This window comes from Shewanella sp. 4t3-1-2LB, assembly GCF_017368415.1.
Taxonomy (GTDB): Bacteria; Pseudomonadota; Gammaproteobacteria; order Enterobacterales; family Shewanellaceae; genus Shewanella; species Shewanella fodinae.
This window is the reverse complement of sequence record NZ_JAFNJD010000001.1, coordinates 138,701-155,512: the sequence shown is the minus strand read 5'-3', so window position 1 is coordinate 155,512 and position 16,812 is coordinate 138,701. Positions and strand designations below refer to the sequence as shown.

Here is a 16,812-nt window from a genome sequence, read left to right as displayed (position 1 = left end):
TGTTCACCAGATACCTTGTTACCCCTTTTGTATGGTTAATAACCATGACCATGCTGCTGATATCGTGGCCTTTGCTGGCTGCGGATAACCCATTGTTAAAATTGCAGATCAACGGCGTAGAAGGCGCGCTAAAACGCAATGTTCTGGCACATCTGGGCCCCATGCCTGAAAATGACACACAAAGACGCGCTTGGTTATTTGATGTCAGCAATGGCGTGCAGGATGCCTTGCAGTCGTTGGGGTATTACCACGGCAAGCTACAACAACAATTGGAACAGAAAGAAGATGGCCCTTGGCAACTCACCTTGACCATCACGCCCGGTGATGTCACCCGTATTCAATGGGTGGACATAGTGCTGGATGGCGAAATTCGTAGCGACACAGTAGTTAATCGCTGGCTGGATCAAGTAAAGATAAAACCCGGCGACCCGCTGAACCATGGTGACTATGAATCCGTCAAGGGACAGCTAGCAACGCTGGCATTATCCCGCGGTTATTTTGACGGGCATTACACCTTAGCGGAGATCCGTATCAACCGCGATCTGGATCTGGCCAAAATCAATCTGCGCTTTGATTCTGGCAAACGTTACCATTTCGGTAAGGTCAGTTTTGGGGGGCATACGTTAAAGCCGGGGTTTCTCGACAAACTGATCCCCTTTGATGCCAACGCCACCTATAGCACTCGGAGACTGTCAGCACTCAATCAGGAACTGGTGGATACCGGTTATTTCGCTAGCATCAAGGTATTGCCACAGTTGGATAAACTCAGTAATGACCAAGTGCCGGTGAAAGTGGAGTTATCGCCAAAGCCTGATCATTCGTTTCAAGTGGGGTTAGGTGCCGATATTGGCAACAGTTCTGATAGCGAAATCGACCCCAGAGTTAAGCTTATCTGGCGCACGCCGCAAATTAACCGTTATGGCCATTTTCAGGAAACCAGTATTGAATGGTCACCCGATCGGCCAAAAGTCATGTTCACTTACACCATACCGCTAAGTCATCCGCTGGATGATCAACTAAAACTGCGGTTTGGATTGTTGTGGGATAAATATGGCGTCACTCAGCAGTATGACAATGCAACTCAAGAGTTCAATAACACCGGACAGTTGGAATCTCGCAAGCGACTGATCGGCATCGGCCGCAATAAACGCTTAGGTCACGGCTGGCTGTTCAATTATTCGCTGGACATGCTACGCGAAGAATACACCCAATCGGATGTCACTTATGACCCACAATTTCTGCTATTGGGTGCCAGTATCAGCAAAACAGTGCGCGGTGATGCCAGTCTTGACCCTAAATCGGGTTTCCGGCAGCTGTACAGCGTTGAATATGCCGACCCAGCACTTGGCTCCGATGCCAGACTCAGCAAATTTGAAGCGCGTTTTAAGTGGATTGATACTTTTTTTGACAAACATCGTTTTGTGGCCAGGTTGGATTTAGGGATGAATGTAGTCACGAATAATGATCTGGCTATTGTGCCACCGTCACTGCGCTATTTTGCAGGCGGAGACCAGAGTATCCGTGGCTATAGTTACCAAGAGCTGGGCCCTTATCGCGAATATACCAATAGCGATGGGGTGCTATCTCGGGAAGTCATCGGTGGACGTTATCTCGCTGTTGGCAGCTTGGAATATCAATATTACCTAACACCTCATTGGCGGCTGGCCACCTTTGTTGATGCGGGTAACGCTTATGATAACGGTCAGATGGCACCCATAGTTGCTGTAGGTGGTGGTGTCCATTGGATATCACCGCTGGGGCCCATCAAGCTGGATATCGGCTTTGGCGTACACGATCCCGATATTGATTACCAACCCTGGCGCATTCACCTGACAATGGGAACAGAACTATGACGGCTGAACATGAAATGCCGAATGTTCCCCCAGCACAGGAACGTCAGGCAGCAACGCCCTTGCGCCGCACCATCAACTGGCTATTGCGGCTGTTGGTGTATCTGCCAACATGTCTACTGCTGCTCTTAGCATTGCTGGTAGGAACCGGACCAGGTAGCCATTTAGCCATCAAGTTGGCAGATTGGCTGGTGCCGGATCTGCAACTCAGTTATCAAAGTGGCACGCTCAACGATAAACTCGAACTGCAACAAGCCGCCTGGCAGATGCCTGGTATTAGTGTGCACAGTGGACATCTGTTACTGCAATGGCGACCCGCCTGTTTGCTGCAGGCGCAATTGTGTGTAGACGAGTTGCAGATGGACGGGGCGACAGTATCTGTTATCACGGCGCAATTAGCAGATGCCACTGCGGCTTCAACCACCACGACCAACAACCAACTGCAACTTCCCTTTGGTATCCAGTTAAGAGCCGCCAGATTAGCGCAGGTCCAAGTGCAAGTGAACGATATGCACTTCAGCGGCAGCGAACTTACATTAGCCGCTACCTGGCAAAAAAGTGGACTGCTAGTTGAGTCTCTACAAACGCAGGGCATTCAAGTCATTATCCCTAGCGCTGCCAAAGACACCAACAGTGACCCATCGTGGCCACTGGCACAGCTACCTGAAGTCACCATGCCATTTCCCCTTAATATCCAATCGGCGCTACTGACTGACTCAACGCTGATAATGGGTGAGCGTCAGGATAAATTTTCCCGGCTGGATTTACAGGGCAGTTTTTACGGCCAGCACCTGGCACTGCAACACCTACAGCTCAATCATGACTATGGTGATGGGCAGTTTGACGGGGACATCACACTAGCAGGACGCTATCCGCTGACACTCCACGCACAGTTGCAGATCCAGCAGCTCCCGCAACTTCCAGGTCTACAGTCGCAACAACTGACGGCCGCTTTAACGGGTGATTTCCGGCATCTGCAGGCGGAGTTGCAGTTAAATGGTGAACAACAGGCCGCCATTAATGGTCATATCGACCTGACCAACGCCGCCCTACCTTATGACATAACCGTAGAGCACGGCAAACTACACTGGCCGTTGACTGAACCGCAATATGCCGTAGCAGGACTAACACTGCACAGTAACGGTTCGTTGCAGCAACAGACGGCAACTATCAGCGGTAACTTTGACACGCCTTGGTTATCACAAATTGACATAACCGCCGATGTTTCGCATAAGCCGCAGCAGCTAGACATCGCCGCCTTTAAAGCCTGGTCTGCTGCTGGTCAACTGACACTGCAAGGTTCATTGGATTACGCTAACGGCATTAAGTGGCGGGCGAAGGTGGGAGTCGAAGAACTGAATGCAGCTAAGATTGCCTTAACTACTGATGATGTCACTATTCCCGAAAGCAGCATCAGCGGCTCGTTTAACACTCACGGACATGTAGCGGATAAACAGTGGCAGGTTGCAATAGCCGCAGCGAATCTGCAAGGTTCGGCGGCGAAAACGCCCTTTGCACTGACCGGGAGTGCCGATGTGGATCAACGCTGGCATCTGCACAGCAAAGGACTACAACTGACCGCCTTTAACGCCGCCTTATCGCTAGACGGTAATGCCGGCGAGAAATGGGATCTTAACGGCAAGCTGACAGTACCAGAGTTAGCCATGTTCTATCCGCAAGCCCACGGCAGTATCAATGCTGATATCACGGTACGGGGTGATGGGTCACATCCGCAGTTGCTCCTTGACGGTAGTGCCGCACAGCTCAGCTTTAAAGACTACGAATTGCAAAGCGCCCAAGTTAATGGCCGTTATACACCGCTGGACCAACATGCCTTCTCGCTGCAGTTGCAGGCTCATGCGCTCACGCTCAGTCACCAGCAACTGGATAGTCTGACATTGGTTGCCGATGGCGATCTCAACCAGCAGCAGCTCACCCTCAGCAGTCAGGGGCCTCAGAGCATCAGTCTCACGCTTAACAATCGCTATGATCAACAAAAAAAGCTCGTGAGCGCTCAGCTAGAACAACTGCAATTAAATACGAATATCGGTCGCTGGCAACTGCAACATCCGGCAAGTTTCCGTTGGGATTTGCAAAAACAGCAGGGGCAAGTGGCACCATTATGCTTGCAGACCGATCGTAATCTGCTATGTCTGCAGCAACCAGTGACGATTGCCGATAAAGGTGTGGCAACGCTGCATTATACCGGAGAACCAGGAGAGCTCTTAACAAACCTGCTGCCTGAAGGCGTGCTCTGGCAAGGCAAGGCCGATATGGATGCCAGCGTAAGCTGGTCACCCAAAATGAAACCCACAGCACAATTACAGTTTAACATTGCACCGGGACGCATCAGCTTCCCGGAAGGGCGTGACTCACCGGCACCCATCGATTTTGATGGGGGTTTTATCAAGGCAAAACTGGATCAACAGTCCTTGACGACCCAAGTAGAATTTACCGCCGGCGACATTCTGCAGTTACACAGCCAGCTAAATATTGGGGTCTCACCCACGCACCCGCTACAGGGTTCAATCAAAATGCAGCAAATCAATCTCAAACCATTGCAGCGGCTGGTGCCACAGTTGCAAACACTGCAGGGGCTAGTTAACGCTGATATCGCCATTGCAGGCAGCCTACAAGATCCACAGTTCAGTGGCCAACTGCAATTAAAAGACGGTGAATTAGTAAGCACAACCAACCCAACAAAGATTGAGCAACTTCAGCTACAGCTAGCATTTGCGGGGCAACATGCCACCTTGCAGGGTAACTGGAAAATGGGCGATGGCAACGGCGAAATGCAGGGTGATATTCGTTGGACTGACGGCCAGTTTGAAGGCGATCTGGCACTCAATGGCAAGGCGCTGACGTTGATCCAACCGCCATTGGCTATTCTCAAAGTGTCGCCAAATCTACAGTTGCACTTTGCCCCCAAACGTCTAGATGTCAAAGGTTCTGTCGATATTCCGTCCGGCAATATCAGCATCATGCAATTACCCGATGGCGGTGTCGGCGTATCACAGGACGTGGTGTTTGACGATTCCGTGGCGCAAATACAGGCGCGCGCGGCGCCCATGGCAATCAGTGCCGATATTGGGCTCAATGTTGGCAATAAAGTAGCCATAGACGGCTATGGCTTAAAAGGCATGCTCAGCGGCACCCTGCGACTACAACAGCAAGCAAATAAGCCGGTACAGCTTTTTGGTAATATTCGAGTGTTGGACGGCAGTTACCGGTTTATGGGGCAAACATTATCCATTACCACGGGTGAGTTGCAATTTGCCGGGCCACCACAAGTACCCAATCTCAATGTTGAGGCGATCCGCGAGATAAAAGATGACGATGTTGTTGCTGGGGTACGGGTCACCGGCACACCGCAAAAACCAGTAGTAACACTATTTTCCAACCCGGCAAAGGAGCAGGCTGAAATCCTATCCTATATTGTTCAGGGCAAAGGCTATGACTCCAGCCAAAATAACTCGCTAATGCTGGGGGCGGCGATGGCCCTAAGTGGGCAGGTCACTGGCGGTGGTCAAGCGTTGAGTAATATTGGTAACACCGCCGCCGGGTTGGTGGAAAAATTTGGATTTTCCAACGTGCAACTCGACACCAATGACGATGGCAAAGTCGCGATCAGTGGTTATCTGGGCAAGGATTTGATGCTCAAATACGGCGTTGGTGTATTCAACCCCGGTTATGAGATGACAGTGCGCTACTATCTTTTATCAAAACTCTATCTGGAGTCTGTCACCAGCACTGTAGGACAATCGCTCGACATCTATTACAGTTTTGATCTGTAACGGCAGTGATGTTTACCCACAAAAAAAAGCGCCCAAGGGCGCTTTTTCAGAAGTGTCGCGAATTAAGCGTAAACAAAGTCAACATGTTCGATGATTGGCTTGAACACGTGACGTTGCATCGCCTGAGCGCGGACTTTCACTTCTTTGCCATCGAGGACAATTGTCAGCTCGCTGGTATAGAAATCGTCGTTAGTCTGCACGTTGATGATGTCTTTGTGATCAAAAACGATAGATACTGGCTCTTTACCGGTACCATAGATAACGCCTGGAACTTTACCCTCACGGCGCAGGCGGCGGCTCGAACCTTTCCCAATCTCTGTGCGGGTAGCGGCTGGAATTGTGTAAGACATAACAATTACTCTCTGATTATAAAAATAACTGGTCGCCATTTTCGACCAACGGCGACCTCGTATAAAGCGGGCGGATATTACCACAGCCAATAATCAGCGACAAGCGCTAAAGCGTTGTTAATACGCAGCTACCAATGGCGTACAGGGCCACAATCTATGTGGACAAATCCGGATTTAGGATAATATCCAACGCCACCGAGTTTCAGACTTAGCGCCGCTTCGCGCACATGGCTCAGTTTCATACCGGGGATAGCAATATCCATGGCCATACCTGACATGTGAAAACTTTTTTTTGCAACGCCACTACTATGAGATCGCAACATAGCATTAGTTTTAGGAGAACGATAACCGGAGATCACATGCACTTCTTCAGTGGTACCAAGTTGCTGCTGCAGTTGGTACAGATAGTCAAACAGCCGCTTATCCATCGGCGCTTCCAGATTTTGCCGATGATCTCTTAGCAAGTGATTAAAAGAAGACAATGTATCGCCAAGATACTGCCCGTCTAGCCAATAGACGCCATCCTGACGTTCCCCGGTGTGAATATTATAAAAACTGAGCGCCCGGCTACCCTTAGTAGAACGACTCGCCATGGCTTTTGCGGGAAGAAGAGACATTAACGCCACGCCCCCGAGGCCTTTCAACAACTGCCTGCGGGCAGGACATACGACTGACAAATTAACCACCTTTCTCACAATGACTCACGATAAACGTCCAAAAATTAACCGCTTTCAGATAACAGGTCAACCTCTGATTCCGTGAATCTGTGCATATTTCGTACAAAAAAGTGTCGGCAGTAGACTATTTTTCACCCGATGGCAAATAGTTATCTTAAGTCTACAACTGTAGAAAATTTGTGGTAAACGTCATCTCGAAACTGTGCCGTCCCCTGCCCGTCAACCCAGGCGTTCCAGTAAACGATGTAAACGGGTAGCGGCTGTGTTAGCGCAAACCACTGTGTAGTTTGGAAATCTTGCTGCATATCGTGCCATTTGCGGGGATCACGTACCCAATGCTGCCCCAGCCATTGCGCTAATTCATCAGCCTTTTCAACCCTGACACATCCCGATGATAAGGCCCTATCGGCCCGATTAAACAACTGTTTCTCAGGGGTATCATGCAGATAAACATCGAAGCTGTTATCGAAATGAAATTTAAATCGCCCTAACGCGCTATGGACACCCGGCTGCTGCACCACACGGTATGGGAAACGGCCGTATGCCAATTGCTGCCATTGCTCTGGTGTTTGCTCAATCTGATGGCCCTGATAGTCAAATACCCGGAAATCCTTCTGCTTAAGATAATTGCCGTCTTTACGAATATGGGGTAGCAGATCCTTGCGTAAAATACTGCGCGGCACATGCCAGCCGGGATTAAGTACCACGCTGGAGATACGACTTTGCAACAATGGCGTCTGCCGGTTAGGCAATCCCACCACAACCCTAGATTGCAGCACTGGCGTACCCGCATCAACCAATTGCAGCTCATATGCCGGGACATTTACCAAGATGTAACTGGCTGGCAACTGCTCACGATAACGGGTTTCAGCAACAAACGACTGTGCCAACCATATGGCTCTTTGCTTGGGCGCAATATTCAACCAACGCAGGGTTTGAGAACCGATAACAGCGTCCTGTTTTAATCCGTGTCGCCCCTGAAAATGGCGCACGGCGGTGGCTAGCGCGTCAGTATAGTCATAACCGTTGTCGGGATAGTGCGACAAATCGCCTAGCCACAATAATCGTTGCGTGATTTGGGGGATGGCGGCATGGTTGTCGCCTGGGCGTAACCAGCCACCGGGACGAATTTCCGGCCACGGCTGCTGTTGTAACCAAAGCAAGTATTGAATACGGTTAACCGTTAGTTGGTACTCTGGCCGCTGTGGCTCTAGTGCAAGCGCTCGTTGCAATGCCGTCGCATCTTTCGGTAAAGCGCTAAAAGGCAACACTACCCCTTGCTGTTGCCAGAAATGGGCGAGTTCTTGCTCTAACGTTTGTTGCTTATCTAAGGAATAGGATTGCCCATCGGCCAGCGATTGCATGGCAACGCGCAGTTGCTCCTGCTCTGGCAACAATGCCAACATTTGCAACTGCTCGGTTAATGTTTTCCATGCGGTGTCATCATCAGGCTCAGCAGCATGGGAAACCGATACTAACAAACCGCAAAGTAACACCAGCAACAACCGAAAGTCTGCCATAACCTCTCCTCCGACATTGCTAAAGTATGGCAAAGTCGTGAAAAAATGTGTGGTGTCAGGCAAATAACATCAAAACTAGTTGAGGTGATTTAGAGGAAAAATGAAATTGCTAAAACATTTATCGAGAAATGGAGGCGCGACCCGGAGTCGAACCGAGGTCCACGGATTTGCAATCCGCTGCATGACCACTCTGCCATCGCGCCTTTTTTGGAGCGACATACCGGGTTCGAACCGGTGACCTATACCTTGGCAAGGTATCGCTCTACCAACTGAGCTAATGTCGCATTTACACTGCAAAAGCCTTGCGCTTTTACGGCTTGGCATTCTACCGGTTTACCTTTGACTGTCAACGCTGAAATCGTCGATAACCGCTTGTCTGAGCACTAATTAGTCTCGTTTGCTCAGTTTCGTGTGACAGCTCACATCAGCCAGCTGTTAAATCTTTCCAGGCGGCCTTAATGTAACTCATCATTGACCAGAAAGTCAGCAAAGCCGCGATATACAGCAGTACATAGGCAATCATCACCATGATCGGCCCGGTTTGCCATATCAAGCCAATAATCGCCACCATCTGCGCCGCAGTTTTATATTTGCCAACCCATGACACCGCCACAATGCCACGTTTGCCAATTTCCGCCATCCACTCACGTAGCGCCGAAATAACGATCTCCCGACCAATCATGAATAATGCCGGTAAGGTTAGCCACGCAGTATTGTACTGCTCCACTAGTAGCACTAAGGCGGTGGTGACCATCAGTTTATCGGCGACAGGATCAAGAAACGCCCCAAATCGGGTGGACTGCTGTAACTTCCGGGCTGCGTAACCGTCAAGGGCATCAGTAATGGCTGCCAGCCAGAACACAAATGCCGCAAGAAAATGGGTCCAGTGATATGGCAGATAAAACACCAACACAAACACTGGTAGCAGGAACAACCTGAACCAGGTCAAGGCGATAGGGAGATTGAAAGGCATGATAAAACCACGTTATTGTCTGCACCGACAATCTTGCCCTATTTTGTTTAACCCCGCAATGCGTCGTGAATTGTTTGCGCCATTTCTGGACTGATCCCTGGCACCTTTGCCAATTCACTGACACTTGCGCCCTTCACTTCCTGCAATCCGCCAAGATATTGCAACAATGCCTTACGCCGCTTCGGGCCGACCCCAGGTATAGATTCCAGAGTGGAGGTATTACGGGTTTTCTGGCGCCGATTGCGATGTCCGGTAATCGCAAAACGGTGTGATTCATCGCGAATATGCTGGATTAGGTGTAACGCTTCAGAGTCGTCAGGCAAACTGAAACTTTCCTCTGAATCACCAAAAATTAACGTTTCCAATCCAGGTTTGCGACTCTCACCTTTTGCCACACCGATTAAGAGAGGCGCATTATCCAGGCCACTAAACTTACGATTGACCACCTCTTGGGCCATTCGCAGTTGGCCCAAACCACCATCAATAAACACAATATCGGGGATCTTAGCATCGGCAGTGATCTTATCGAACCGACGCTCCAGCGCTTGTTTCATCGCAGCATAGTCGTCCCCGGGGGTAATCCCCTTAATATTGTAGTGACGATATTCAGATTTCTGCGGCCCTTCACGATTAAAGACCACACAGGAAGCCACCGTACTTTCACCCATGGTATGGCTAATATCAAAACACTCCATACGCGCTACCGGCTGCGATAGTTCTAGGGTCTCCTCCAGTAGCAAGAAGCGCTGTTCTACTGTATTTCGATGCGACAAGCGGGTGTTGACGGCATTGCTGGCATTAGTTTGCGCCAATCGCAGGTAGCCCGCGCGATCACCTCGGACATTAGTCTTCACCGCAACTTTCTTCCCTAACGCTTCAAAAAGCACCGTTGTCAGTTCTTCCAGTTCCTCATAGTGCTCGCTGATGAGAATTTCCTGCGGTAAGGCCCGATGAACATCAGTATTAAGATAAAACTGCAACATAAAGGCACGCAGCACTTCAGCCAGTTCCGTGGCAACAGGCACCTCAGGGTAGTAGCTGCGACTACCAAATATTTTACCTTCGCGGATAAACAACAGATGAAAACAGGCAATGCCAGAGCCGTAATGCACCCCTATCACATCCATGTTGCCAGAGGTAGACGACACCTGTTGCTGTTCGGCCACACGCCGCAGAGCCATAATCTGATCGCGCAACTGTGCAGCCACTTCATATTGCTGTTGTTCCGCCGCGTGTTCCATTTTTGCCACTAAACTGGCAATCACCTGTTGGTCTTTACCCTTGAGAAACAAGGTCGCCAGTTTTACCTGCTCCTGATAATCAGCATCAGCAACCAGACCAACGCAAGGCGCACTACAGCGCTTGAGCTGATATTGCAAACAAGGCCGCGAACGTGCTTTGTAGTAAAGGTCATCACACTGACGTATCGGAAACAGCTTTTGCATTAAATGCAGACTTTCTCTGACGGCACCGCCATTGGGATACGGCCCAAAATATTGACCTTTTTCCCGTTGCGGTCCGCGATGATATGCCAGTCGCGGATGCCGATGCTGACTCAAAAAAATATAAGGATAGGACTTATCATCTCGCAGTAGCACGTTATAACGTGGCAGATAGCGCTTGATGTAATCATTTTCCAGGATCAGTGCTTCGGTTTCACTATGTGTCAGCGTGACATCAATATTGGCAATATGCGATACCAACGCCTGAGTTTTAACATTAGGTAGATTCTTGCGGAAATACGATGATACGCGTTTTTTGAGATCTTTGGCCTTACCAACATAAATCACCTTGCCGGCAGCATCATACATGCGATAAACGCCTGGTGATGATGTCAGATTTTTCAAGAAGGTTTTGGCATTAAATGACGGCGTCATAAATCGACTCAATAACAGTAACGTATTGGCTAATTGAAAAGCCTATGGCTCCCGGGTGATTCCCAGACGAGCCATCATAATGGAAAGCAATTAAATTACAGAGTTAAAACTGTCCTGCATCAAGCATCTTATAGCGAATGGCCAGTTTGGTCAGCTCGACATCACCACTAATTCCCAGTTTGGCAAATAGGCGATAACGGTATGAATTAACGGTTTTAGGGCTAAGATTCAACTGTTCGGAAATATCATTCACCTTTTCACCATTGGTGATCATCATCATGATCTGCAGTTCACGTTCAGATAATGACTTAAACGGGTTTTCATCAGTCTGACTAAACTGACTCAACGCCATCTGCTGGGCAATTTCTGGTGATAAGTAACGTTGTCCCATCGCCACCTGGCGAATGGCCTGCAACATTTCAGGTGGTCGGGCGCTCTTGGTGAGATAACCACAAGCACCCGCCTGCATCACCTTGGTTGGGAAAGGATCTTCTGTATGGATGGTCAGCACGATGATGCGTGCCTGCGGCTGATACCTCAGAATTTTTTTGGTGGCTTCCAGCCCACCGATACCTGGCATATTCATGTCCATCAGAATGACATCTGCTTCATTCTGACGACACCACTGAACGGCGCTTTCACCATCATTGGCTTCGCCGATCACTCGAATCCCTTTCTCGTCCTCCAAAATTCTGCGGATCCCGGTTCTGACCAACTCGTGATCATCTACCAAATACACTGAAATCAACGTTAACCCACCTTGTTATTCTTGGCTGCGGGGAAGGCCCAACTGAGCACTGTCCAGATTAATTTAGCCTATCTTCGAAATTAAAGAAAGTTAAAGTTAACTTTATGATTAATAACGAAAGTTAATGGTATGTAATCAACGTTCCACATTGTTTAAAACAAATCCTCGGCTAAGGATAAAACAATAATAAAAATTAAATCGGGGAATTGAGCACGAAATGAAAAAGAAAAGCCCGCTGCAAACGCAACGGGCTTTCAGAATTTGGCGGAGGAGCAGGGATTTGAACCCTGGGTGGGGGTAAACCCACGCCGGTTTTCAAGACCGGTGCATTAAACCACTCTGCCACCCCTCCGAACGGCGCAAATATTATAAGCTCCATTTCAGCTTGTAAACCTTTATTTTTAAATATTATGTTTTGCCGCTCAAAAGCTGTGCAGTTGTCATTAAATCAGCCTTTTCAATAGGCAATTCACCTTCATTACTGCATTAACGCTGCTGCCGGAATTCACAATGTGATAAAATCTTTGCTACTAATTTTCCGTGCGGCAACCGAAGTCCGACAACAATGAATCCAAGTTTGATCAGTGCCAGCAATTTGGCTCCCGTGTTTGAAACCCCAACACTTCCCCCAAACAGTCATCTTCAGGATCTGTTGCTACAGCAACAACGAGTGCTTGATGCTTTTGCCCTACTTCTGGGTAAACACCATCACGCCATGTATCTGGCGGACTTTCCAGGGATCCACCGCCGAGGATTACTGCAAGCGTTAACCGCACAAGCCGCTTTGCCAAGCCACTATCTGCATGGCCGCATACTGCGTCATCAATTGTTTGGTCAAAGTAAACATGAAGGTGAGCTGACGAAACATCAGATACTGTATATCTGTATTGAATCGCTACTTAAACGCGATAACTTGTGGGAACTGCTGTTGGATAGTCTGGAACAGCGAGGATTCTTTCATCAGGGCAAATGGCAACCGCTGAAAGCGAAAGTTGTGCTGGTGGGTTCTGCTGCCTACTATGGCGAACTGGTGAGCACTGAACGCTACTTTGCCGATAATGTCGCGCTGTATGGCGAAGTTGCATTCGAAGTCGACAGACAACAGGTGTTACAGCAAGACTACTTGAAATGGTTGCAGCAAGTGGCGGCATTGGCCGAGTTGTCATTAACGCAGGATAGTTTGTTGCCATTATTGACCTATGCCAGCAAGCAGACCGAGCATCAACAGCGCCTGTCTCTAGCATCTAACGACCTATGTCAACTACTGACAGAAGCGGCTCATTATGCTGGAAGCAACGAGATAGACGGTAACAGCATCCATCAAGCATTGCAGCATCGCAAGTTACGCCACAATAGTCAGGAAATAGTGTCGGTGCAAAACGTAGATGATAAATTTATCTATCTCCCCACCGATGGTGAAATGATCGGTCAAATCAATGGTCTGACCGTGATTGATTCTGGGGACTATTGCTATGGCGAACCTGCGCGCATCACCGCTTCCGTACATTACGGCGATGGAGAAGTTGCTGATATCGAGCGTAAATCTGAACTTGGTGGCAATATCCATGCGAAAGGAATGATGATCCTGTCAGGTTGCTTGTATCGGGTATTTGGTCGCGATGAACCACTGCACCTAAATGCCAATATCGTATTTGAACAGTCCTATCAGGAAATTGACGGCGATAGTGCATCGCTGGCGGAATATTGCAGCCTGATCTCAGCGATTGCGGAGCAACCTATTGCTCAGGGGTTGGCGGTCACTGGCGCACTCGATCAATTTGGTAACGTCCAAGCGATTGGCGGTGTTAATGAAAAAATCGAAGGTTTTTTCAATCTTTGCGCCCGCCGGGGGCTGACTGGTAAACAAGGCGTCATCATGCCGCGTTCTAATGTGCAACAACTAAATCTTCCCCAAGAGATTATTGAGGCCGTGGTCGCCGGAAAATTCCATCTCTATGAAATCAGCCATGTTGATGAAGCGGTGACATTATTGATGAATAAGGTGGCAGGAGATGCGGATAAAGACGGCGATTTTCCGTTCGACACACTTTATGGCATGGTACAACAACGACTTGATCGCTTAGCAGGAAATACCGATGAGCCACCGGGCATTATCATGCGTTTACTAAGCAAGTTCGCATTTATGCGGAATTAAATGCTGATCGGAGTTGTTTAGCTTACACCTGTTCGCTAATCTTGCTGCACTTGTATGAGATGTGGTTACACAAATGACAAAATCAAACAGTTTCAGTAAAGAACAACTCGTATCCTGTGGTTACGGTGAAATCTTTGGCAAAGATGCCCCTCGCCTACCCGTTAACAATATGCTGATGGTCGACCGGGTTGTCACCATCAACGATGATGGCGGTCGTTATGGCAAAGGGGAGATTATCGCGGAACTGGATATCAATCCTGACTTATGGTTCTTTGGCTGCCATTTTGTTGATGATCCTGTGATGCCAGGTTGCCTGGGACTGGATGCTATGTGGCAATTGGTTGGCTTTTTCTTGGCGTGGCAAGGGGCTAAAGGTAAGGGACGAGCGTTAGGCGTTGGTGAAGTGAAATTCACCGGACAGATCCTGCCAACTGCCAAAAAGGTTACCTATCATCTGCACCTAAAACGCACCATTAACCGCAAGTTGGTAATGGGTATTGCCGACGCCACACTTTCGGTGGACGGCCGTGAAATCTATGCCGCCACAGAACTGAAAGTCGGCGTATTCACTGATACCTCTAGTTTTTAACCGTAAATTGCGCTTCCTGCCTATAAAAATGCCCTCATCTGAGGGCAAAAGGCTTATTTGTTGAGTAGACCATTTAAGCGACCATCAACTCCTTCGCGCCAGCCTCCAAGCCACTGCGACCGGGAATCAAGATTCGAATACGGACAAAGTTCCTTGGAGCGACCCCCAATACCAGCCTGGAATCCTTTGGAAAAGGCACGATCTAAGCGATCCCGTTTTTGTCTCTTCATGCAAGTATCCTCTGTTCTATTCCATAAAAAAAGCCGACGGCTTCCTGTACATGAATAGAACTTTTCCAAGGACAGATCAATCAAAAAATCGTCAATTATAAGCATGCAATTATTAAGCATTTGAGAACAAGTGAAAAAAAATCGACACCATGGCGTCGATTTTTTTTCTTGATATTGATTAACGTTGTAGTCTGCGACGCACCCACGCCAAAGGTAACAGTAACAACCATCCCCAAACTGCCGCACCTTTACGGCTGTAGGAACCTGAGTCCACACCACCAGTATCCCCACTTACATCACAAGCCGAACCTGAAGATGTTGGTTTCAAAACCACCATACGCGGCAGATAGCTGGTAACTGGGTCGCCATTACCATCGAGCGCAAATGTTGGATTACCATTGTCATCCAACACCAAATTACCACTGCTATCTGTTTGATATACCGGTTTTCTAACAAACGCTGTCGCGGCAATCACACCTTCTTCATTGATCTTATTAGCTTCAACAATGCGAATATCGGCATTATAGGTCAGAGAGTTACCGGTCGCATCGGTAACGGTAAACTGGTGTTTAGCCCAATTACCTTCGCTGTTCTTTTCATAGCCTTTTGATTCACAAGTCAGCAAGTTATTGAGATCGTTGAACTCTTGGGTATTGGTATTATAAAGAAACGCATCTTTTGGTCGAGGCAACTGCTTCTCTTCCGACGTCTCGATATATCCCACAACCAGCCCCTGATTGTTAATATCCTTGGCGCGACTGGAAAGATCCGAGGTATAAGAGTAGAAATCATTCGGGGTGACTGGCTTGGTGTCTGGGGTATTCGTATCGTAGACAAAGAATTTATCACGTTGATAGCCATCGATATACTTCTTATAGCTGCCCACGACTATGCCTGAGTCGTTGACGCTGTATGCAATGGAACTCAAGACATCTTTATCAATAACCGGGATCCAATGGTATTCATAGTTACCACTGGTATTTTTACTCCAATATGCAGCGTCGTAGTACAGATCGTCTGTATTACCGTTACGGTACACATGTGAACGTCCGACAACGACACCATTATTATTGAGCCCCAGCCCTTGGGCAACAAAGGTGGAAGTAGAAGTACCTGGATCTAATCCAAGCGGTAGTTCAGTCCGCGTGAAACTGCCATCATTATTGTACTGCCACACCATCGCGCGGGTTTTATACTGGATGTAACTGGTGCCAGTACTACTGTCAATATATTGATTTGCCTGAATACAGATATCTACTGGGGACGAATCACTATTGCTGCTAATACAACTGTCAACTACGCCTTCGGCATAAGAACTCAGTCCGACGCTGCCATAGCCTGCAATCAAGTTATTGCTGTTAATGGCTGCGGCCAGAGAGCTACCCCCAACATTTACGGTGACATTCTCAGCGTTGGTATATGCAGTGTAGGGTGGTGGTAATTCTATTTCTGTTGCACTAGCACCGGTTTTTACAAAACCACGCAGTTCATAATCGCGGTAATACCAGGAATCTATGCCAGACACACTGCCAGCATAATCCATGGTTTTTTCCGGCGCGCTCATCGCTCCCACACGCAGACCGGCATCATTGATATCAAAGAAATAGCTATCTACTGTATTGCGGTTATCAGTGCTCACCGATGAAGGTGCAATACTGCCATTAACACTCTCAAAAGTAGGTAACCAGGGGGTGGTAGCATCATTTTCTAATGCATGGAAAGTGAAGCTGTTTCCAATAATTTGAGTAGTAGTTGAATAGGTAATACTCTGATCAGCACCAATGGCATCTTGCAGATCGATGACGTTAGTATCGCCACTCACATCGCTGGTGGTGAGGTTCGTCCGGCCACGGGAAACCCCCACCAACTCATTATTTGCGTTAATACTCTGGCCGTAACCATTTGCCGTGTCAGTCAGAGTACCCTTGACGTCAGCATCTTCAATATTAACAATCTCATAGACGGAGGCAGCATGAGCGACCTGCAAAACACTGACAACGCTTAACGCAACCAATGACAGCGTACTATTCAACTTCATTCAATTTATTC

The 16,812-nt window shown here is 48.4% G+C and carries 12 protein-coding genes and 3 tRNA genes; 4 read left to right on the top strand and 11 right to left on the bottom strand.

Annotated features, from left to right (window positions below; genetic code table 11):
* Positions 1-44: 44 nt before the first annotated feature.
* A complete protein-coding gene (locus J3L11_RS00715; protein ID WP_207569689.1) occupies positions 45-1,853 on the top strand; it encodes an autotransporter assembly complex family protein in 1,809 nt (602 codons plus the stop codon).
* A complete protein-coding gene (locus J3L11_RS00710; protein WP_207569688.1) occupies positions 1,850-5,644 on the top strand; it encodes a translocation/assembly module TamB domain-containing protein in 3,795 nt (1,264 codons plus the stop codon). Before J3L11_RS00715 ends, J3L11_RS00710 begins: the two co-directional genes overlap by 4 nt.
* Before the next feature lie 62 nt (positions 5,645-5,706).
* On the opposite strand, the gene rplY is transcribed toward J3L11_RS00710, so the two are convergent.
* From rplY to J3L11_RS00665, 9 genes are all read right to left on the bottom strand, one after another.
* Entirely contained in the window at positions 5,707-5,994 is a 288-nt protein-coding gene (rplY, locus tag J3L11_RS00705; RefSeq protein WP_133038789.1) for a 50S ribosomal protein L25, read from the bottom strand.
* 128 nt (positions 5,995-6,122) lie between these two features.
* Positions 6,123-6,671, bottom strand: coding sequence for a DUF882 domain-containing protein (locus J3L11_RS00700; RefSeq protein ID WP_189615328.1), 549 nt, complete (start codon positions 6,669-6,671; stop codon positions 6,123-6,125).
* 149 nt (positions 6,672-6,820) lie between these two features.
* A complete protein-coding gene (locus J3L11_RS00695; RefSeq protein WP_207569687.1) occupies positions 6,821-8,191 on the bottom strand; it encodes a L,D-transpeptidase family protein in 1,371 nt (456 codons plus the stop codon).
* Between the two features lie 129 nt (positions 8,192-8,320).
* Positions 8,321-8,394, bottom strand: a tRNA-Cys gene (locus J3L11_RS00690).
* Between the two features lie 5 nt (positions 8,395-8,399).
* Positions 8,400-8,475: transfer RNA gene (locus tag J3L11_RS00685), tRNA-Gly, on the bottom strand.
* 140 nt (positions 8,476-8,615) lie between these two features.
* Complete coding sequence (gene pgsA / locus J3L11_RS00680; RefSeq protein WP_133038786.1) at positions 8,616-9,164, bottom strand: CDP-diacylglycerol--glycerol-3-phosphate 3-phosphatidyltransferase; 549 nt, start codon at positions 9,162-9,164, stop codon at positions 8,616-8,618.
* Between the two features lie 47 nt (positions 9,165-9,211).
* Positions 9,212-11,041 carry an excinuclease ABC subunit UvrC gene (gene uvrC, locus J3L11_RS00675; RefSeq protein WP_207569686.1) on the bottom strand — a complete coding sequence of 610 codons (1,830 nt, stop codon included), beginning with the start codon at positions 11,039-11,041 and terminating at the stop codon, positions 9,212-9,214.
* Positions 11,042-11,144: 103 nt separating this feature from the next.
* On the bottom strand, positions 11,145-11,789 hold the full coding sequence (uvrY, locus tag J3L11_RS00670) for a UvrY/SirA/GacA family response regulator transcription factor (protein WP_133038784.1): 645 nt from the start codon (positions 11,787-11,789) through the stop codon (positions 11,145-11,147).
* Between the two features lie 262 nt (positions 11,790-12,051).
* Positions 12,052-12,141: transfer RNA gene (locus tag J3L11_RS00665), tRNA-Ser, on the bottom strand.
* A 213-nt stretch (positions 12,142-12,354) separates the two neighbouring features.
* On the opposite strand from J3L11_RS00665, the gene J3L11_RS00660 reads away from it, so the two are divergent.
* Positions 12,355-13,944, top strand: a complete 1,590-nt coding sequence (locus J3L11_RS00660) for a Lon-insertion domain-containing protein (protein WP_207569685.1) — start codon at positions 12,355-12,357, stop codon at positions 13,942-13,944.
* 73 nt (positions 13,945-14,017) lie between these two features.
* Positions 14,018-14,533, top strand: a complete 516-nt coding sequence (gene fabA, locus J3L11_RS00655) for a bifunctional 3-hydroxydecanoyl-ACP dehydratase/trans-2-decenoyl-ACP isomerase (RefSeq protein ID WP_133038782.1) — start codon at positions 14,018-14,020, stop codon at positions 14,531-14,533.
* Between the two features lie 53 nt (positions 14,534-14,586).
* Here fabA and rmf read toward each other — a convergent pair whose 3' ends face one another.
* Together rmf and J3L11_RS00645 are read right to left on the bottom strand one after the other, a co-directional pair.
* On the bottom strand, positions 14,587-14,763 hold the full coding sequence (gene rmf / locus J3L11_RS00650) for a ribosome modulation factor (protein WP_133038781.1): 177 nt from the start codon (positions 14,761-14,763) through the stop codon (positions 14,587-14,589).
* 178 nt (positions 14,764-14,941) lie between these two features.
* Positions 14,942-16,801 carry a DUF3466 family protein gene (locus tag J3L11_RS00645; protein ID WP_207569684.1) on the bottom strand — a complete coding sequence of 620 codons (1,860 nt, stop codon included), beginning with the start codon at positions 16,799-16,801 and terminating at the stop codon, positions 14,942-14,944.
* Positions 16,802-16,812 lie beyond the last annotated feature (11 nt).